The sequence below is a fragment of the Serratia sp. M24T3 genome (assembly GCF_000257645.1).
Classification (GTDB): Bacteria; Pseudomonadota; Gammaproteobacteria; order Enterobacterales; family Enterobacteriaceae; genus Rouxiella.
The window spans coordinates 195,722-214,715 of sequence record NZ_AJHJ01000001.1 but is presented as its reverse complement, the minus strand read 5'-3'; the positions used below and the strand labels follow the sequence as shown (position 1 = coordinate 214,715).

The 18,994-nt window shown below is 51.4% G+C and carries 17 protein-coding genes; 14 read left to right on the top strand and 3 right to left on the bottom strand.

Annotation, left to right across the window (positions count from 1 at the left end):
* Positions 1 to 37: 37 nt before the first annotated feature.
* Positions 38 to 1,216 (bottom strand): MFS transporter TsgA, encoded by a 1,179-nt coding sequence (gene tsgA / locus SPM24T3_RS00825; protein ID WP_009634780.1) that lies wholly within the window; start codon positions 1,214 to 1,216, stop codon positions 38 to 40.
* Positions 1,217 to 1,652: 436 nt separating this feature from the next.
* On the opposite strand from tsgA, the gene prfC reads away from it, so the two are divergent.
* The 10 genes from prfC (at position 1,653) to SPM24T3_RS00780 (ending at position 12,202) form a co-directional block, all read left to right on the top strand.
* Complete coding sequence (prfC, locus tag SPM24T3_RS00820) at positions 1,653 to 3,242, top strand: peptide chain release factor 3 (protein ID WP_009634779.1); 1,590 nt, start codon at positions 1,653 to 1,655, stop codon at positions 3,240 to 3,242.
* A gap of 416 nt (positions 3,243 to 3,658) precedes the next feature.
* Positions 3,659 to 4,258 (top strand): molecular chaperone OsmY, encoded by a 600-nt coding sequence (osmY, locus tag SPM24T3_RS00815; protein ID WP_009634778.1) that lies wholly within the window; start codon positions 3,659 to 3,661, stop codon positions 4,256 to 4,258.
* 275 nt (positions 4,259 to 4,533) lie between these two features.
* Positions 4,534 to 4,695, top strand: coding sequence for a DUF1328 domain-containing protein (locus tag SPM24T3_RS24435; protein WP_009634777.1), 162 nt, complete (start codon positions 4,534 to 4,536; stop codon positions 4,693 to 4,695).
* A gap of 267 nt (positions 4,696 to 4,962) precedes the next feature.
* Positions 4,963 to 6,237 (top strand): patatin family protein, encoded by a 1,275-nt coding sequence (locus SPM24T3_RS00810; protein WP_009634776.1) that lies wholly within the window; start codon positions 4,963 to 4,965, stop codon positions 6,235 to 6,237.
* On the top strand, positions 6,234 to 7,016 hold the full coding sequence (locus tag SPM24T3_RS00805) for a TatD family hydrolase (protein ID WP_009634775.1): 783 nt from the start codon (positions 6,234 to 6,236) through the stop codon (positions 7,014 to 7,016). The genes SPM24T3_RS00810 and SPM24T3_RS00805 overlap by 4 nt, the downstream gene beginning before the upstream one ends.
* A 468-nt stretch (positions 7,017 to 7,484) precedes the next feature.
* A complete protein-coding gene (gene deoC / locus SPM24T3_RS00800; protein ID WP_009634774.1) occupies positions 7,485 to 8,264 on the top strand; it encodes a deoxyribose-phosphate aldolase in 780 nt (259 codons plus the stop codon).
* Between the two features lie 84 nt (positions 8,265 to 8,348).
* The gene (gene deoA, locus SPM24T3_RS00795) at positions 8,349 to 9,686 is read left to right on the top strand and encodes a thymidine phosphorylase (protein WP_009634773.1); all 1,338 of its coding nucleotides are present in this window, start codon (positions 8,349 to 8,351) and stop codon (positions 9,684 to 9,686) included.
* An 83-nt stretch (positions 9,687 to 9,769) separates the two neighbouring features.
* Positions 9,770 to 10,993, top strand: a complete 1,224-nt coding sequence (gene deoB / locus SPM24T3_RS00790; protein WP_009634772.1) for a phosphopentomutase — start codon at positions 9,770 to 9,772, stop codon at positions 10,991 to 10,993.
* A 133-nt stretch (positions 10,994 to 11,126) separates the two neighbouring features.
* Entirely contained in the window at positions 11,127 to 11,846 is a 720-nt protein-coding gene (deoD, locus tag SPM24T3_RS00785; RefSeq protein WP_009634771.1) for a purine-nucleoside phosphorylase, read from the top strand.
* A 119-nt stretch (positions 11,847 to 11,965) separates the two neighbouring features.
* A complete protein-coding gene (locus SPM24T3_RS00780) occupies positions 11,966 to 12,202 on the top strand; it encodes an ArsR family transcriptional regulator (RefSeq protein ID WP_157135217.1) in 237 nt (78 codons plus the stop codon).
* Here SPM24T3_RS00780 and SPM24T3_RS00775 read toward each other — a convergent pair whose 3' ends face one another.
* The gene (locus SPM24T3_RS00775) at positions 12,203 to 13,024 is read right to left on the bottom strand and encodes a YtjB family periplasmic protein (RefSeq protein WP_009634769.1); all 822 of its coding nucleotides are present in this window, start codon (positions 13,022 to 13,024) and stop codon (positions 12,203 to 12,205) included.
* A gap of 127 nt (positions 13,025 to 13,151) precedes the next feature.
* Here SPM24T3_RS00775 and serB point away from each other — a divergent pair, with 127 nt between their 5' ends.
* The 3 genes from serB to nadR are packed head-to-tail and all read left to right on the top strand — an operon-like array spanning position 13,152 to position 16,807.
* Positions 13,152 to 14,117: a phosphoserine phosphatase gene (serB, locus tag SPM24T3_RS00770; RefSeq protein ID WP_009634768.1), complete on the top strand. Its 966-nt coding sequence runs from the start codon at positions 13,152 to 13,154 to the stop codon at positions 14,115 to 14,117.
* A 41-nt stretch (positions 14,118 to 14,158) separates the two neighbouring features.
* Positions 14,159 to 15,541: a DNA repair protein RadA gene (gene radA, locus SPM24T3_RS00765; RefSeq protein ID WP_009634767.1), complete on the top strand. Its 1,383-nt coding sequence runs from the start codon at positions 14,159 to 14,161 to the stop codon at positions 15,539 to 15,541.
* Between the two features lie 18 nt (positions 15,542 to 15,559).
* Positions 15,560 to 16,807 carry a multifunctional transcriptional regulator/nicotinamide-nucleotide adenylyltransferase/ribosylnicotinamide kinase NadR gene (nadR, locus tag SPM24T3_RS00760; RefSeq protein ID WP_009634766.1) on the top strand — a complete coding sequence of 416 codons (1,248 nt, stop codon included), beginning with the start codon at positions 15,560 to 15,562 and terminating at the stop codon, positions 16,805 to 16,807.
* A 140-nt stretch (positions 16,808 to 16,947) separates the two neighbouring features.
* Here nadR and SPM24T3_RS00755 read toward each other — a convergent pair whose 3' ends face one another.
* Positions 16,948 to 17,949 (bottom strand): zinc-binding alcohol dehydrogenase family protein, encoded by a 1,002-nt coding sequence (locus SPM24T3_RS00755; RefSeq protein ID WP_009634765.1) that lies wholly within the window; start codon positions 17,947 to 17,949, stop codon positions 16,948 to 16,950.
* Positions 17,950 to 18,062: 113 nt separating this feature from the next.
* Here SPM24T3_RS00755 and SPM24T3_RS00750 point away from each other — a divergent pair, with 113 nt between their 5' ends.
* On the top strand, positions 18,063 to 18,965 hold the full coding sequence (locus SPM24T3_RS00750; RefSeq protein WP_009634764.1) for a LysR family transcriptional regulator: 903 nt from the start codon (positions 18,063 to 18,065) through the stop codon (positions 18,963 to 18,965).
* Positions 18,966 to 18,994: the final 29 nt, after the last annotated feature.

Genomic DNA, 18,994 nt, shown 5'->3' with positions numbered 1-18,994 from the left:
CATTGCGCCCGCTTGTTGCTTTCTTGAATTTGGAAAATTATTCGTGGCCGTGGCTTCTGTGTTTGGTTACCAAGCCTAGCATCAGACACATCACGAATACCACCAGATACAGGCCGTTGGCGGTTGCCAGTGCTGCGTGAGCACCGCTTTTTGCCACAATCGGGCCGGTAACCACAAAGGTTAACATGGTGCCAACGGTGCCGCAGGTCAGGATAAAGTTAACCAGTTTTGGCGAAGATACTTTGGTCTGCAAAGAGCCTAAAGTAATGATTGTGGTGTAAATCGCGCTTGAAACAAAGCCCAAAGCCAAAATCGCGTAGGTCAGATGATCGACGTTGGTAGTTGAGATAAACAGGTACATCGCCACGGTTGCCAGCAGAGTTAACAGGGTCACGATGCGCTGCAAGTCGAAGAAGCGCAGCACCACGCTAAACACCCACATACCAATCATATAAGACAGCCAGAAATCGCTGACCAGCTTGCCTGCCTGATTGATGTCGAGGTTAAAGGTTTTCGTAACGTATTCCGGTACCCACTGAATAAAGCCCAGCTGGCCAAGGATGTAACACAGCGCAGCAATCGACAGAAATAATACGCCAACACCCCATTTTTCTTTCTCGACCGGCTTGCTCAGCGTTTCAGCTTTCTTGCCCAGCACCGGGAAATCGGCTATCAGAGTCAGCACAAAAATTGCCAGATACAGCACGCCGATGCAGGCATAGACCCAGTACCAGCCGATGCTTCGCGCCAGCAACATGCCCGCCACTACCGGGAAAGTCATTCCCGCCATGCTAAAGAATGAGTCAGTAAACAGCAGACGCGACCCGCGCTGACGCCCTTCATAAATGCTGGTAATAAGGAAGGTGCCAATCGACATTGTAATGCCGCTCACCACTCCAAGCACAAACATGCACAGCGAAAATACGCTGATATTTTTGCTCAGCATGAGTCCAGCCACCGCCAGCACCATCAGCACGAAGCCAAAAATCAGCTGACGCTTCAATGGGATAACTTCCATCAGCCAGGCATTGAGGAAGATAGCAATTAAAATACCGGCATTGAGGAAGGTAAAGGTGTTACTCATGCTGGAAACAGGCAGGCCAAAATATTCAGCAATGTTGCCCATTACCATGCCGGTGACAATCACCAGCGCGCCAGTGAGTCCATAAGAGAAAAAGCTAATCCAGGTGAGAAGCAATCGATTACTTTTAGTCATTTAAGATACATCCTTGTGATGTATAAGAGGTTAAAACCCGCAAAAAGGTTAAATATCAGTGGTCAAGACCACTATTTTGTAGCGATACAACTTTTATTGGCCGATTATCCAGAAAGGCGTAGGCCAGTTTTGTGATGGGACAGGTATTTTTAATGCAAGGAAAAAACTTATGCAAAAAATATATGCGATGTTCATCACATTTTGATGCAAACAGGCTGAACAGGGCACGGATTTTGAGCACAGCCGATCGTGGCAATGACATTTCTGACCAAGATTTTACAGCTCGCGCGCAGTGAATATAAAAGCATTGATTGTCTATCCCTGCCAAATCATAGAAAATAGCCGGCTATAACTTTTATTACCGCTTTGCCTGATGCCGTTCTGGCTTAAAATCAATACCGATGCAGGGCGGACAACCGCAGAAACGTGGAAAAACATGTCTCCTAGTGAATACGCCCTCGAAGTCGCCAAACGTCGCACCTTCGCAATTATCTCGCACCCCGATGCGGGTAAAACCACTATTACTGAAAAAGTGTTGTTATTCGGAAACGCTATTCAGACCGCCGGTACGGTAAAAGGCCGTGGTTCCAATAACCACGCGAAATCCGACTGGATGGAAATGGAAAAGCAGCGTGGTATCTCCATCACCACCTCGGTGATGCAGTTTCCGTATCACAATGCGCTGGTTAACCTGCTCGATACCCCGGGACACGAAGACTTCTCCGAAGATACCTATCGTACTCTGACCGCCGTTGACTGCTGTCTGATGGTTATCGACGCCGCAAAAGGCGTTGAGGATCGAACCCGTAAGCTGATGGAAGTCACCCGTCTGCGCGATACCCCGATCCTGACCTTTATGAACAAGCTTGACCGCGACATTCGTGACCCTATGGAAGTGATGGACGAAGTTGAGCGCGAGCTGAAAATCGCCTGTTCACCGATTACTTGGCCTATCGGCTGCGGCAAACTGTTCAAGGGTGTTTATCACCTCTATAAAGATGAAACTTATCTTTATCAGACGGGTAAAGGTCACACGATTCAGGAAGTTCGCATTGTTAAAGGGTTAAGCAATCCTGATCTCGATGCTGCCATTGGTGAAGAGCTGGCGATTCAGCTGCGTAGCGAGCTTGAGCTGGTGCAGGGTGCATCGCACGAATTTGACCACGAAGCCTTCCTCAGCGGCGATTTGACCCCAGTTTTCTTCGGCACCGCGTTGGGTAACTTTGGCGTTGATCACATGCTCGACGGTCTGGTGGAGTGGGCGCCTGCGCCTCAGCCACGTAATACCGACGTGCGTGAAGTCGTGGCCGCCGATGAGAAATTCACCGGCTTCGTGTTTAAGATTCAGGCCAACATGGACCCGAAACACCGTGACCGCGTGGCGTTTATGCGCGTCGTTTCTGGTCGATACGAAAAAGGCATGAAACTGCGCCAGGTGCGTACCGGTAAAGACGTGGTAATTTCCGATGCGCTGACCTTCATGGCCGGTGACCGCTCGCACGTTGAAGAGGCCTTCCCCGGCGATATTATCGGCCTGCACAACCACGGTACCATTCAGATTGGCGACACCTTTACTCAGGGTGAAAATATGAAGTTCACTGGTATCCCGAACTTTGCTCCTGAATTGTTCCGCCGCATTCGTCTGCGTGACCCGTTGAAGCAGAAGCAGTTGCTTAAAGGTCTGGTTCAGCTGTCTGAAGAGGGCGCGGTGCAGGTGTTCCGTCCGCTGATTAACAACGACCTGATCGTTGGCGCGGTGGGTGTGCTGCAGTTTGAAGTCGTGGTTGCGCGACTGAAAAGTGAATACAACGTTGAAGCAATTTACGAATCAGTAAACGTTTCAACGGCGCGCTGGGTTGAATGCTCTGACGTGAAGAAATTTGAAGATTTCAAGCGCAAGTGTGAAGTGAATCTGGCGTTGGACGGGGGTGATAATCTCACTTACGTTGCTCCATCAATGGTTAACCTTAACCTGACAAAAGAGCGTTATCCTGAAGTCGATTTCCGTAAAACGCGTGAGCATTAATTTGCTTTACGATGCCCTTTAGCGGCAACTATCGACCAATCAAGACGGCCACTGTGCCGTCTTTTTTTTCGTCATTCGCATCGCAAATTAGTTTCATTTGGAAACTAGTTTGTGCGTTTTTAGCGCTTTTTAGCCTAAAAATAGCCCATAATGCTCAGACTTATCTGTATTACAGGTAAATAACCTATTCTTACTACAGTTTTGCTCATCGTCGGCTATATTTAATAAACGCACAACGAAGGGCAGTGGTAAACGCTGGTCTTTTGATACTAAGTAGAGACTTGTGCTGAGTTGTTAATTCATTACAGCTTAAATATCACAGTGATGTGGTCACAGTAAAAGCTTAAAGTCGTCACGACCATGTGACGGAAACAGCTCTCAGATTATGAGCTGCCAAACTGTTAAGGAAGAAATCGATGAAAAAGTCTAATTTTGCATACTCAATGATGGCTGTAGTTCTGGGTACCGCCCTGATGAGCGGTAGCGCGTTGGCTGCTTCGACAGATAGCACAACGGATTCTGCGGGTGCAAAAATCGATAGCTCCATGAGTAAAGTTGATAGCTACATGAGCGATAGTGCAACCACCGCTAAAGTAAAAAGCGCACTGGTAGATGATAAAGCGATCAAAAGTACTGATATTTCAGTCAAAACTAATAAAGGCGTCGTGACGTTGAGCGGTTTCGTCGGTTCTCAGGCCGAAGGTGAACAGGCCGTCGCGGTGGCAACCAAAGTTGAAGGTGTTAAATCCGTCAGCGACAAGCTTCACACCAAAGATAGCAAAACGCAGTCCGTAGGCGGTTATGCGGGTGATACTGCAACCACGACTTCAATCAAAGCTAAACTGCTGGCCGATGACCTTGTGCCTTCACGTATGGTGAAAGTTGAAACCACCGATGGCGTAGTTCAGCTGTCAGGTACGGTAAAAGATCAGGCTCAGTCCGATCGCGCCGAAAGCGTTGCCAAGACCGTGAGTGGCGTTAAGAGCGTCAAGAACGATCTGAAAGTTCAGCCTTAATATCGTTGATTGATAATGTTGCTCATCTCAGCGATGGGCAACATCTGATTACCGAAGTTAGCTGAAGAATGTCTTAAGCACCACGAGTCACAAAAAAAGAATACTGACGGATTATTTACGTGAAAAATCACTGGGTTTCCGTCCATTTTTGAAATTCCGAGCTATCTTTAATACTGTACTTCAAATAAATGTATCTACAGTTATCAACCGTTATTCAGGACGCATTACATCAGCGAATAACGGACGAAAATTTAATATAGGGTAAGGAGAAGCTTATGTTTCGTTGGGGTATTATATTTCTTGTCATCGCGTTAATCGCGGCAGCGTTGGGCTTCGGTGGACTGGCAGGTACAGCGGCCTGGGCTGCAAAAGTAGTCTTCGTAGTCGGTATCATTCTGTTCCTGGTCAGCCTGTTTACCGGCCGTAAGCGCTTATAGCCCTTATAGAGTTTCAGGCAGTGATACTGTTTAAAAGATAAATTATTTATCTGATATATCCCGGAGATTAATAAAGAGTAACGTTATTAAAGGCACAGGGAAGTACAAGGAAGAGCCTGACGTTATTTTTTAGCCCTGACAATGAATGGCGGGGCAAATGGTTAACAGGAAGTAACGATTTAATCTCCGGGATTTTGCAAGAACATTACCGATCGGGAAAAGACGGAGTATGCTCATCATAGAATCAATATTGTTGAGGAACCTCTGTTGGGATATAGAATTCCGGTCACGCTGGGAAATATCGAACCCCTGGCTTATAAACCCTATTTACCTGGTAAAATCGCACTGGTTTGTGAGGGCGGTGGCCAACGGGGTATTTTCACCGCAGGCGTGCTCGACGAATTTCAACGGGCGGGCTTCAATCCATTCGATCTTTTAATCGGCACTTCTGCCGGTGCTCAAAACCTTTCTGCTTATGTTTGTGGTCAAGCTGGCTATGCTCGGCGGGTAATCACACGTTATACCACCAGTCCGCAATTTTTTAATCCTCTACGTTTTGTACGTGGCGGACACCTCATTGATCTCGATTGGTACATCGACGCTATCTCCAAAAGTATGCCGCTGGCCATTGATTCGGCTGAGAAATTGCTGATCGACGGACGTGAATTTCTGATGTGTGCCTGCCGTAGCGACGATTACACCCCAAATTATTTTGCCCCAACGCGTGAAAGCTGGCTGCCAGTCATTAAAGCTTCGAGTGCGATCCCCGGTTTTTACCGCATGGGCGTTGATCTCGACGGAGTCAGCTATCAGGATGGCGGGATCAGTGATGCAATTCCGGTCGAAGAGGCCTATCGCCGCGGAGCCGACACAATTGTGGTGATCCGCACCGTACCTTCTGCAATGTTTTATACGCCGCAGTGGATGAAGCGTATGGAGCAGTGGCTGAGTGAAAGCAGCCTGCAACAGTTGGTGCATATGGTGCAGCATCACGAGCAAAGCTATTACCGTATTCAGCAGTTTATCGAGAATCCGCCGGGCGACCTGCGTATCTTCGAGATTTTCCCGCCGAAACCGTTGGCGAGTCATGCTCTAGGTAGCCGTTTACCGGCGCTGAATCAGGATTATCATTTGGGTCGCCGCTGTGCGCGCTATTTCCTGTCGATTGCTTCACACTGGTTGTTGCCGCGTGAAAAAGATCGGCCGATGCCAATCATGACGCCGCGTCCGATCAGAAGGCCGAGCATTATTGTGCCGCCAACTGTCTCGCCAGAAATCGAGCTGCCGGTCAGTGCTGCCGCGAATCAGTCTGATTTGAATCAGCGCGAGTCTATTGAGGTTGATCAGATTTTGCCTGACCAGATTGCGTTGGCCGATATCAATCTCGATAATACGGTTCGTCCCGCTCTTAGCGCCTTTAAGGATGAAGCTGCGCGGGTGGTTATCAGCCCGATAGCAGACAGCGTGGTTGCCGATCCGCCATTTAAGGTTGAGCCCACCGTGGCCGCCAAAGGAATAGAAGGAGAAGGGGACAAGTTGTGAAGCCGGATTTTATCGATACCCACTGCCATTTTGATTTCCCCCCGTTCACCGGTAATGAGACACACAGCCTGCAACTCGCCGGAGAAGCAGGAGTGAATCAATTGATTGTGCCTGCGGTAGAAGCCGATCGCTTTGAGCGAATATTGATGCTAGCCAAAGATCATCCCCAGGTCTTTGCCGCTCTGGGCCTGCATCCTATCTGTATTGAGCGTCACAACGAAGCCTCTCTGGCGAGCCTGACCGAACATCTTGCAACGCGAGACAATAAGCTGGTGGCGATTGGCGAAACCGGGCTGGATTTATATATGGAAAATCCCGATTTCGAGAAGCAGCAATGGCTGCTGAAAGAGCAATTCAAGCTGGCAAAACTGCATGACCTGCCGCTAATCCTGCATTCACGGCGTACCCACGACCCGCTTTCTGCCATGCTGCGTAAAGCCCACTTGCCCGCAACTGGAGTGGTGCACGGATTCGCGGGGAGTCTTTCTCAGGCTCAAGCCTTTGTGCGCCTTGGTTTTGCAATCGGCGTAGGTGGCACTATCACTTATGAAAGGGCGCACAAAACCCGGCAAGTCATGGCGCAACTGCCGCTGTCGTGTTTATTGCTGGAAACTGACGCCCCCGATATGCCATTGCAGGGTTTTCAAGGCCAGCCAAATCGCCCGGAGCGCGCGGCGCAAGTGTTTAAGACGCTGTGTGAGTTAAGGGCTGAATCTACAGAAGAAATTGCTGATGCGCTGATGAAAAACACACGGCGAGTGTTCAATCTTCTAACTTAAATGTTATTTAAATAACATTCTCCTCGAGATTTTTTTCCACGCCCAATACGGATTTTTATTATATTCCTGTGAGTGATATCTCGGCTATTGCCTTAAATGTTATTTAAATAACATCGCGCATTGAGTTACTATTCTCTCTATCAAGAGTTATCCCTCGATTTACAGTTGTCATGCCACAGTTGTCATGGTTGAGGTATACACTTTTATCACTGCCCAAGACTGGGCAAACGGCCTCTAAATGTGATTTAGATCTCATTTTTTTGAGTAACGTTGCAATCAATTTTCATTTTGTGTGAAATACTGCACACCATAAATGGCGCAAACCTGTTCAAATAGTCTCAACAGGTGGGTGATTGCCTCTGTCTGCTCGCCAAAATGAGGGAGTGTTTCTGGCGTATTCAGTCAAAACATTTGCGGCTGTATGCACAGCGCTGACGGCCTGTCAGAACTGAAATTTTGGAGAGTTATATGACTGATTTAACCGCAGCGGCGCAGCGTGCGCTGAGTCTGATGGATTTGACCACCCTGAACGATGACGATACCGATGCCAAAGTGATTGCCTTGTGCGAAATGGCGAAAAGCCCGGCTGGCAACACGGCCGCAATCTGTATTTATCCGCGTTTTATTCCGATTGCTCGCAAAACGCTGCGCGATCAGGGCACTCCAGAGATACGCATCGCCACGGTGACTAACTTCCCGCACGGCAACGATGATATCGAGATTGCCGTCACCGAGACCCGCGCGGCGATTGCCTATGGCGCTGATGAGGTTGACGTGGTGTTCCCTTACCGCGCGCTGATTGCCGGTAATGAAAAGGTCGGATTCGAATTAGTTAAACAGTGTGCCGAAGCCTGTCATGCCGCCAATATTTTGCTGAAAGTGATCATCGAAACCGGTGAGCTGAAGCAGGAATCGCTAATTCGCAAAGCTTCCGAGATTGCGATTGGCGCGGGTGCAGACTTTATCAAAACGTCGACCGGTAAAGTGCCGGAAAACGCCACGCTGCAAAGCGCCGAGCTGATGCTCCAGGTGATTAAAGACATGAACGTTGCTCAGTCGGTGGGTTTCAAACCGGCGGGTGGCGTGAAAACTGCTGAAGATGCCGCGCAATATCTGGCGCTGGCCGATAACATTCTTGGTCGCGAATGGGCCGATACCCGCCATTTCCGTTTTGGTGCCTCAAGCCTGTTGGCGAGTCTGCTGACCACGCTGGGACATCAGGGGCAGAAATCCGGCAGCGGTTACTGATTGCTATGGATCGGGGCGGCGATGCTGGCCCCGATTTGTCTTACGTTGATGATTTCCTTTTCGTATCCAAATTAGGGTGAGAACGTGGCATCTGTGCAAAAAACCTTTCTGGCTCAAGAAATAATTCGTAAAAAACGTGACGGGTTGCCGCTCAGTGAAGAAGAGATCCGCTTCTTCATTAATGGTGTTCGTGACAGCAAAGTCTCTGAAGGGCAAATTGCCGCGCTGGCAATGACCATTTATTTCAATGACATGAACATGGATGAACGCGTGGCGCTGACGATGGCAATGCGTGATTCCGGTACGGTACTGAGCTGGAAACATTTGTCGCTGAACGGACCGATTGTTGATAAGCATTCCACTGGCGGCGTGGGCGATGTTACTTCGCTGATGCTGGGACCGATGGTGGCGGCGTGCGGCGGCTATATCCCGATGATCTCCGGTCGCGGCCTGGGTCATACCGGCGGGACGCTCGATAAACTCGAGAGTATTCCGGGGTTTGATATTTTCCCCGATGACGATCGTTTTAGAAAAATTATTCAGGACGTCGGCGTGGCGATTATTGGCCAGACCAATTCGCTGGCACCGGCGGACAAGCGTTTTTACGCTACCCGCGATATTACCGCCACGGTCGATTCGATTCCGCTGATCACCGCCTCAATACTGGCGAAGAAATTAGCTGAAGGATTGGATGCTCTGGTGATGGATGTCAAAGTCGGCTCCGGGGCATTTATGCCAACCTATGAGCTGTCGCAGGATCTGGCACAGGCCATTGTAGACGTCGCCAACGGTGCAGGATGTAAAACCACTGCGTTGCTGACTGACATGAATCAGGTGCTGGCTTCCAGCGCGGGTAACGCGGTTGAAGTGCGTGAAGCCGTGCGCTTCCTCACCGGTGAGTATCGTAGCCCGCGTCTGCTTGAAGTGACGATGGCGCTGTGTGTCGAGATGCTGTTATCAGCCGGACTGGCGAAGGACGACGCCGAAGCTCGCGGTAAACTGCAAGCGGTGCTGGACAACGGTCGCGCGGCAGAAATCTTTGGCAGAATGATTGCGGCACAAAAAGGCCCAATCGACTTTATTGAAAATTACGATCGCTATTTGCCTCAGGCAACCTTGAGTAAAATGGTGTATTCGGAGCGGGCCGGGATTGTTGGCGCGATGGACACCCGAGCTCTTGGACTCAGCGTGGTGGCCTTGGGCGGCGGGCGTCGCCGTGCCACCGACGCAATTGATTATAGCGTTGGGTTAACGCAAATGGCGCGTATCGGCCAGCAGATCGATACTCAGCAGCCGCTGGCAATGATTCACGCCAACAGTGAAGAGGCGTGGCAACAGGCCGCGGAGGCAGTGCGTGCAGCGGTAGTACTCAGTGACGTGGCTCCGCAAGACCTGCCTGTAGTCTATCGCCGTATCAGCTAGCGCGATTGGCCTCGTTAACCCATTCATCAAAAGCGGTGCTTTAATGGCCGCTTGCAACGCGTAGTAATGCGCAGGAGAGCAAAATGAAACGTACATTTATCATGATGTTGGACTCATTTGGAATTGGCGCCAGTGAAGATGCCGAACGCTTTGGTGACGTGGGTTCCGACACGCTGGGCCATATTGCTGCGGCCTGTGCCCGTGGTGAAGCCGATGTTGGCCGCAAAGGGCCGTTGCACCTGCCGAACATGACGGCGCTGGGCCTGGCGAAAGCCGCCGAAGCTTCGACCGGTCATTTCCCGGAAGGCATGGATCCCGATGCTAAAATCATTGGCGCTTATGCTTATGCCAGCGAGCTATCATCCGGTAAAGATACGCCGTCAGGTCATTGGGAAATCGCCGGAGTGCCGGTATTGTTCGACTGGGGCTATTTCTCGGATGTGGAAAACAGTTTCCCGCAAGCGCTGCTCGACAAGCTGGTAGAGCGCGCCGATCTGCCGGGTTATCTCGGTAACTGCCACTCGTCAGGCACCGTAGTGCTTGATGCTTTAGGCGAAGAACATATGAAAACGGGCAAGCCGATTTTCTACACTTCTGCCGATTCGGTGTTCCAGATTGCCTGTCACGAAGAGACTTTTGGTCTCGAACGTCTTTATGAGCTGTGTGAAATCGCTCGCGAAGAACTGACCGAAGGCGGTTACAACATTGGCCGCGTGATTGCGCGTCCGTTTGTTGGCGACAAAAAAGGTAATTTCGAGCGTACTGGCAACCGTCACGATTTGGCGGTAGAGCCACCGGCGCCGACAATCCTTAAAAAGTTGGTCGACGAGAAACAAGGGGAAGTGGTATCGGTAGGCAAGATTGCCGATATTTATGCCCACGTCGGTATCACCAAAAAAATTAAAGCCACCGGTTTGGACGCTTTGTTTGATGCCACCGTTCAGGAGATGAAGCTGGCGGGCGACAAAACTATTGTTTTCACCAATTTCGTTGATTTCGATTCCTCTTACGGCCACCGTCGCGATGTCGCCGGCTATGCCGCTGCACTCGAATTATTTGACCGCCGTCTGCCAGAGTTATTAGAGCTGGTCAAAGACGAAGACATTATTATTCTGACTGCCGACCACGGCTGCGACCCAACCTGGCGCGGTACCGATCACACCCGTGAACACATTCCGGTGCTGATCTACGGACCAAAAGTGAAACCAGGATCCCTGGGTTATCGCGACACCTTTGCCGATATCGGCCAAACCGTTGCCAGTTATTTTGACCTGTCGCCAATGGAGTATGGAAAATCCATGCTTTAAGACGAATTTTTTGAGAAGATTCGATTCAATTACTCAGAGCAATACCCGTGATATTTTTGATTGCAGCAGGGCGGCAAGTTAGCGCATCTGCAGTTCAAAAGATGAAGGGTCAATAACAAAAGGAATGTTTACTATGGCAACGCCACACATTAACGCAGAAATGGGCGATTTCGCAGACGTAGTCCTGATGCCTGGCGATCCGTTACGCGCTAAACACATTGCAGAAACGTTCCTGGAAGATGTTAAACAGGTCAACGACGTACGCGGTATGCTCGGTTTTACCGGCACTTACAAAGGCCGCAAAATTTCCGTAATGGGTCACGGTATGGGCATTCCATCCTGCTCAATTTATGCGAAAGAGCTGATCACCGAGTTTGGCGTGAAAAAAATCATTCGCGTAGGTTCTTGTGGCGCGGTGCGTGCGGACGTCAAGCTGCGCGACGTGGTTATCGGCATGGGTGCCTGCACCGATTCCAAAGTTAACCGTATGCGTTTCAAAGACCATGATTATGCGGCCATTGCCGACTACGACATGGTGCGTCACGCGGCCGATGCTGCGGCGGCAAAAGGTATCAAAGCGCGTGTTGGCAATATTTTCTCCGCCGACCTGTTCTATTCACCAGACCCGCAAATGTTCGACGTGATGGAAAAGTACGGCATTTTGGGCGTGGAAATGGAAGCCGCGGGTATCTACGGCGTGGCTGCAGAATTCGGTGCTAAGGCGCTGGCTATTTGTACCGTGTCGGATCACATCCGCAGCGGCGAGCAGACTACTGCAGCCGAGCGCCAGACTACCTTCAACGACATGATTGAGATCGCGCTGGAATCCGTGCTGCTGGGCGACAAAGCCTAAGCCGGTTTTACCTCGTGAGTAGTAAAAAAACGGAGGCCAATGAGCCTCCGTTTTCATTGATAACAGCTTGTTTTTCTATTCATTGCTGCCGTTTTATCTATTCATCAATCGATGCCGTGATGATAAAACCTGAAGATATTCTACGATTGGGGCCCGCCAGTTCGTCAGAACTGATGGCTGCCTTGCAGGTTAGTCAGCCTACGCTTTCGCGAAAAATTAAACATGACGCAGCCATTTTAAAAATGGGTAAAGCGAAATCTACCCGTTATGCTCTGCGCAGAAATATCGCTGGCGTGGAAAGTTTTGCAGTCTATCTGGTGAGTGGCCTGACGGCTGAAATCAACCGCCTCGCCTGATTACTTATCTTTATTCTTTTCGTCTTCTTCTTCCGTCGGCTCAACGCTGCGTTGCAAATTGCGATGAGCGGCCTGTACGGCTTCCAGCTCGGCTTCTTCTTCCGGGGTAAGCACCACTTTTTCTTCGACCCTCTCTTCGGCGATAGCAATCACCAGCGGCTCGTTATTGTGCGCCGGCAAGTCGTCGTCTTCGTCTCGCTCTCTTAGGCGGGTACTGGCGGTCAGCAGGAACGGTGACTGTTCCCAACGGCTGCGGCGGCCCTGCAACAGACTGCGGGCGAGGATAATACCAATGGCCAGTGAAAGCAGCATCATCAGGCGCAAAAGGTTGGTCGTGTTATCGACCTGTTTGGCCTCGGTCGCCAGTACGTGGGTATCCAGCGTCATGCGCAGGAAGCCGCTAGGACCGTCTTTATCGCCGATGGGTTGCACTATCTGATGATTGAAATAACTGCCCGCGCGCTTGCCGTCGAGCGCCAAACGATCGCGAACCGGCACTGTCTCGCCTGAATGAGCAATCAACGATCCGTCCAGCTGGTAAACACTGGCATCCAGTATGCGACTCTGATCGGTAAGTTGATTTAAAATAGTAGTAATCTGGGCAATGTCCGCGCCATCATTTTGGCTGTCCATGAGCGGTGCCAACGAGAATGCCACCTGGCGAGCAAGTGTCTGGGTCAACTGTTCGACCTGTTGGGATCGCGCTAATTGGTGTCCTAGGCTAAAATAGGACGCGCCTTGCATTAATAAAACTAATAAAGCCAAGCAAATCAGCACGATAACCGTGCGGTGTCTGCGAAGTTTCAGTTTGGCCTCTGCCATTCTGTTTCCTTAAGGTATTCGACGACTTTAATGTTGCCAGAAGCGTTGGCGATAAGGTAGCTTGATGCGTCGTTTTATCGCGGCCCCTCTGCATTTCGGCAGAGTATTTGCTCTTACAGGAGAAATCATGCCAAACCGTCTGACCTATTGCGATCTTCCTTCCGAGATCCACCAATGGCCGGGACTTCCACTTTCACTCAGCGGTGACGAAGTGATGCCGCTCGATTACCGGGCCGGACACACTGGCTGGCTCCTGTACAGTAGAAAGCTCGACAAACTCAGTATCAGTCGCTTCCAGAGCCAGCTAGGCCGCGCTCTGGTGGTGGTCAGTGCCTGGATGGTCGAAGACTATCAGGTCGTGCGCCTTGCTGGTCCGTTGACGCCAGACGTTTTCGAGCTGGCCGAGCAGTTCGAGTTCGACATCACCCCGCTGCGAAAAGTGCCACACATGCGCACTCCGGGCCTGCTGGTGATGGACATGGATTCTACTGCAATCGAGATTGAATGCATCGATGAAATTGCCAAACTGGCCGGAGTTGGCGAGCAGGTGGCGGAAGTTACCGAACGTGCGATGCGCGGCGAGCTTGATTTTGCGGCCAGTTTACGTCAGCGCGTGGGCACGTTAAAAGATGCCGACGCCAATATTCTACTCAAGGTGCGCGAAACCCTGCCACTGATGCCGGGCCTGCGTAGTATGGTGGCTCGCCTGCAAGAGTTGGGCTGGCACGTGGCTATCGCTTCAGGTGGTTTCACCTACTACGCTGATTACCTGCGCGGCGAGCTGAATCTGGTTGCTGCAGTCGCCAACGAGTTGGAAATCTATGACGGCAAGCTGACAGGTCAGGTGCTTGGGCCTATCGTCGACGCGCAATACAAAGCCGATACCTTGCTGGCGCTGGCCGAAAAACTCGGTATTCCCGTTGAACAGACCGTGGCGATTGGCGACGGAGCAAATGATTTAAAAATGATGTCGGTCGCAGGACTGGGCGTCGCTTTCCACGCTAAGCCGAAGGTCTATGAGCAGGCCGAGGTCTGCATTCGTCATGCCGACCTGATAGGCCTGCTTTGCATTCTTAGCGGCAGCGTGGCGTAATTGATTTAACGGGGCGTTCGCGCTTCAAAACGAGGTAAATTGTGGCAAAAGCAGCAAAACGAGCGTTCGTATGTAATGAATGCGGCGCAGATTATCCGCGCTGGCAGGGGCAATGCAGTGCCTGTCAGGCCTGGAACTCCATTACTGAAATCCGCTTGGCTGCTTCCCCAACCGTGGCTCGTAACGAACGTCTCACCGGCTATGCGGGCGATGCGGGAGTGAGCCGCGTGCAGAAGCTGTCGGAGATCAGTCTCGACGAGACCCCGCGCTTTAGCACCGGTTTTAAAGAATTTGACCGCGTACTGGGCGGCGGCGTGGTGCCGGGCAGCGCGATCCTGATCGGTGGTAATCCCGGTGCGGGTAAAAGTACGCTGCTGTTGCAGATCCTCTGCAAACTCGGCGAAAACATGAAAACGCTGTACGTCACAGGTGAAGAGTCACTGCAACAAGTGGCGATGCGCGCCCACCGCCTCGGATTGCCGACGGCAAATATGAACATGTTGTCGGAAACCAGCATTGAGCAAATCTGCCAGATAGCCGATCAGGAGCAGCCAAAGCTGATGGTGATCGACTCCATTCAGGTGATGCACATGGCGGATATCCAGTCGTCACCGGGTACCGTGGCGCAGGTGCGTGAGAGCGCCGCCTATCTCACCCGCTATGCCAAAACGCGCGGTGTAGCGATCGTGATGGTGGGACACGTGACCAAAGACGGTTCCCTGGCCGGTCCGAAGGTGCTGGAACACTGCATCGACTGTTCAGTTTTACTCGACGGTGATGCCGATTCGCGTTTTCGCACTATTCGCAGTCATAAAAACCGTTTTGGCGCAGTTAACGAGCTCGGCGTATTTGCCATGACCGAACAGGGCCTGCGCGAAGTAAACAATCCGTCGGCGATCTTCCTGAGCCGTGGTGATGAAATCACCTCTGGTAGCTCGGTAATGGTGCTTTGGGAAGGAACTCGGCCGCTGCTGGTGGAGATCCAGGCGCTGGTGGATCACTCTATGATGGGCAATCCGCGTCGCGTTGCGGTTGGGCTTGAACAGAATCGTCTGGCGATTTTGCTGGCGGTGCTGCATCGTCATGGCGGCCTGCAAATGGCGGATCAGGACGTGTTCGTCAACGTGGTTGGCGGCGTGAAAGTCACTGAAACCAGTGCAGATCTGGCTTTGCTGCTGTCGTTGGTATCAAGCCTGCGCGACAGGCCGCTACCGCAGGATCTGGTGGTGTTCGGCGAAGTCGGGCTTTCCGGTGAGATTCGCCCGGTACCTAGCGGGCAGGAGCGTATCAGCGAGGCGGCCAAGCATGGTTTCAAACGCGCAATTGTGCCGCACGCCAACGTGCCGAAAAAACTGCCGGAAGGCATGAAAGTTTACGGCGTCAAAAAGTTGGCAGACGCCTTGGCCATCCTCGAGGATCTCTAATTAATACAAGGACCCGCTATGCCGCAGTTTGATTATCTTAAGGCAGCGATTAAGCAACAGGGACGTACGCTGCAACAGGTGGCGGAAGCCAGCGGCATGACCAAGGGCTATTTGAGCCAGCTGTTGAATGACAAGATTAAAAGTCCCAGCGCGCAGAAGCTGGAGGCGTTGCATCGCTTTCTTGATCTCGAATTCCCGCGCCGCGAGAAGAAAATCGGCGTGGTGTTCGGCAAGTTCTATCCGCTGCATACCGGGCATATCTATTTGATTCAACGGGCCTGTAGCCAGGTTGACGAGCTGCACATTATTCTCGGCTATGACGAACCTCGCGACCGCGAACTGTTTGAAAACAGCTCGATGTCGCAACAGCCGACCCTGAGCGATCGCCTGCGTTGGCTGCTGCAAACCTTTAAATATCAGAAAAATATTCATATTCACGCCTTTAACGAAGAAGGCATGGAGCCGTATCCGCACGGCTGGGACGTGTGGAGCCGGGGCATCACCGCCTTTATGCAACAAAAAGGTATTCATCCCAATACCATTTATACCAGTGAACAAAACGATGAGCCGCGCTATCGCGAGCATTTAGAGATCGATACGGTACTGATCGATCCAAAACGATCGTTTATGAAAATAAGTGGCTCGCAGATCCGCCGTGACCCGTTCCGCTACTGGGACTATATTCCGACCGAAGTGAAGCCATTCTTTGTGCGCACGGTGGCGGTGCTCGGTGGTGAATCCAGCGGAAAATCAACGCTGGTCAACAAACTGGCGAATATTTTCAACACCACCAGTGCCTGGGAATATGGGCGTGACTACATCTTCTCGCACCTCGGCGGTGACGAGATGGCGTTGCAGTATTCCGATTACGATAAAATTGCACTCGGTCAAGCGCAGTACATTGATTTTGCTGTTAAATATGCCAACAAAGTCACCTTTCTCGATACTGACTTTCTGACTACTCAGGCATTTTGCAAAAAATACGAGGGGCGAGAGCACCCGTTTGTGCAGGCGCTGATCGACGAATACCGTTTTGATCTGGTGATTTTGCTGGAGAACAACACGCCATGGGTTGCCGACGGACTGCGCAGTCTGGGCAGTTCTCTGGATCGTGCGGAGTTTCAAACCATGCTGGTCGAGATGATGGAGAAAAACAACATTTCCTTCACTCACGTTACGGCATCTGATTATGACCAGCGTTTCCTCGACTGTGTAGAGCTGGTGCAGAACATGCTGGGCGACGAAGGTTCAACAATCGGTTCCTGATGGCCAATGTCTTATCAAAAAAAAGGCGTTACTGCACCAGGCAGCGACGCCGTTTTCACTTTTACCTCTGCCTTAATCCTGTTTCGCTCTCGACTTGAAGAAAATCGTTCTGAGATTGAGGAAAATTGAGTGCCAGAGGGTTAGAAAGTCACCACCACTTTGCCCTGCATGTGCCCATCGTTTACTTTGTCATGCGCAGACTGGATGCTTTCAGTCGTTAAGCCGCTAATCGTTTCAGTCAGCGTGGTCGCAACCTTGCCTGCGTCAACCAGCTCGGCAACCTGTTGTAAAATATGGCCTTGCTCGCTGATGTCCGACGTTTTGTACATGCTGCGGGTGAACATGAATTCCCAGTGCAGCGAGGCGCTCTTCAGTTTCAGCTGGTTTTGGTCCAGCGGTTTTTCATTTTCAACGATGGTGCAGATTTTACCCTGCGGAGCAATCAGTTTGCCGATTGCTTCCCAGTGGCCGTCGGTATCATTCAGGCAGAAAATATAATCCACCTGCTTGATGCCCTGTTTTTCCAGCTCGCCAACCAAATCTTTATAATTTACGGTCAGGTTGGCACCACGCTCTTTACACCAGGCGGCAGATTCAGGACGAGAAGCGGTGGCGATAACCTTAACGTTGCTGCGCTGCGCCGCAAACGGAATTGCCAGTGATCCTACGCCACCGGCACCGCCGATGATCAGCAGGGTTTTATCGGCACCGGCTTCCTGAATTTTCAGATGTTCAAACAGACCTTCCCACGCGGTAAGGGCGGTCAATGGCATAGCGGCCGCTTCGGCCCAGTTCAGAGAACGCGGTTTTTTTGCCACGATACGCGAGTCAATCAGTTGCTCGCTGGCATTGCTGCCTGAGCGAGTGATATCACCGGCATACCAGACTTCGTCGCCCGCGCTGAATCCGCTGACTTTGGCACCGACAGATTTCACCACGCCGCTCGCATCCCAACCCAGCACTTTAGGCTGCTCGAGACCGTTTTTAATCGCACCCTGATGTACCTTGGTATCAACCGGATTAATCGACACGGCTTTCACCTCAACCAGCAAATCGTATTCGCCGACTTTCGGCTGTGGCAGTTCAATGGCGATAAACTGCTTCAGGTTTTTTGGATCCACGGCAATAGCTTTAATACTCATAGCAACACTCCCATTAGGTTTAGATGTTTTTAACTGACTTCAGTGTAGCCGCCTTCAACCAAGCTGATAAGATGGACAATAATTAACAAAGTGTTCGGCTGAGGTGAACAATCGTGTTTAAACAACTCCAAGACATGGCACTGTTTGCGCTGGTGGCAGAAACCGGCAGCTTTACAGGCGCGGCCAAACGCGCCGGTTTGCCTAAATCCAGCGTCAGCCAGCGGGTCAGTCAGCTGGAACAAGGTTTAGGCATCCGCCTGCTGAATCGCACTACGCGGCAGTTGAATCTGACTTTTGCCGGTGAGCGCTATCTGGTTCACTGTCAGGAGATGCTGCTGGCCAGCGAACGCGCCGATCAGGCAATTCAACGCCTGAAAGATAATCCCAGCGGACGCCTGCGCATCACCAGCCCGGCCGGTCTAGGCGCGACTCTGCTGGCACGAATGAATGCTGAGTTTTCAAAGCGCTACCCTGATGTGTCGCTGGAGGTGTCCGTCTCCGACCAACTTATTGATTTAGTTCATGAAGGTTTTGACGTGGCGTTGCGCAGCGGTAAGCCGCAGGATTCTACGCTGATTGGCCGCTCGCTTGGTGAAGGACCACGCTATTTGCTCGCGTCGCCGGATTATCTGGCCCAGCATCCTCCGCTTACCTCGCCGCAACAGTTGGAGGTGCATCGCTGTATCGGCCATCAGGCCTGGAAAGAGTGGGTGCTGCGCAAAGGCGATCATTATCATCGCTGGATGCTGCCGCCTGCGCACCACACTGACAATTTGCTTTACGCCCGGGAATGCGCGATTGCCGGGGCCGGGATCACGCTGCTGCCCGCCTTTATGAGTCACGATGAAGTCCGGCAAGGGCAATTGGTACGCGTGTTGCCGGAATGGGAGGCTGAGAGCAATTCGCTGTATCTGGTGTATCCGAGCCGCAAGCTGAATTCGCCCGCGCTGGCCTGTTTCATCGATTTCATGATTAACGATTACGCTTTCGCCGAGCACTATATTGCCGCGCTTTAGGCAATAAAAAACCCGGGCTGACTGCGCCC

What these genes read in the sequence shown, in the direction of transcription:
- tsgA (WP_009634780.1), bottom strand. Translation starts at nt 1,216, where the DNA reads ATGACTAAAAGTAATCGATTGCTTCTCACCTGGATTAGCTTTTTCTCT.
- prfC (WP_009634779.1), top strand. Translation starts at nt 1,653, where the DNA reads ATGTCTCCTAGTGAATACGCCCTCGAAGTCGCCAAACGTCGCACCTTC.
- osmY (WP_009634778.1), top strand. Translation starts at nt 3,659, where the DNA reads ATGAAAAAGTCTAATTTTGCATACTCAATGATGGCTGTAGTTCTGGGT.
- SPM24T3_RS24435 (WP_009634777.1), top strand. Translation starts at nt 4,534, where the DNA reads ATGTTTCGTTGGGGTATTATATTTCTTGTCATCGCGTTAATCGCGGCA.
- deoC (WP_009634774.1), top strand. Translation starts at nt 7,485, where the DNA reads ATGACTGATTTAACCGCAGCGGCGCAGCGTGCGCTGAGTCTGATGGAT.
- deoB (WP_009634772.1), top strand. Translation starts at nt 9,770, where the DNA reads ATGAAACGTACATTTATCATGATGTTGGACTCATTTGGAATTGGCGCC.
- deoD (WP_009634771.1), top strand. Translation starts at nt 11,127, where the DNA reads ATGGCAACGCCACACATTAACGCAGAAATGGGCGATTTCGCAGACGTA.
- SPM24T3_RS00780 (WP_157135217.1), top strand. Translation starts at nt 11,966, where the DNA reads ATGATAAAACCTGAAGATATTCTACGATTGGGGCCCGCCAGTTCGTCA.
- SPM24T3_RS00775 (WP_009634769.1), bottom strand. Translation starts at nt 13,024, where the DNA reads ATGGCAGAGGCCAAACTGAAACTTCGCAGACACCGCACGGTTATCGTG.
- serB (WP_009634768.1), top strand. Translation starts at nt 13,152, where the DNA reads ATGCCAAACCGTCTGACCTATTGCGATCTTCCTTCCGAGATCCACCAA.
- nadR (WP_009634766.1), top strand. Translation starts at nt 15,560, where the DNA reads ATGCCGCAGTTTGATTATCTTAAGGCAGCGATTAAGCAACAGGGACGT.
- SPM24T3_RS00755 (WP_009634765.1), bottom strand. Translation starts at nt 17,949, where the DNA reads ATGAGTATTAAAGCTATTGCCGTGGATCCAAAAAACCTGAAGCAGTTT.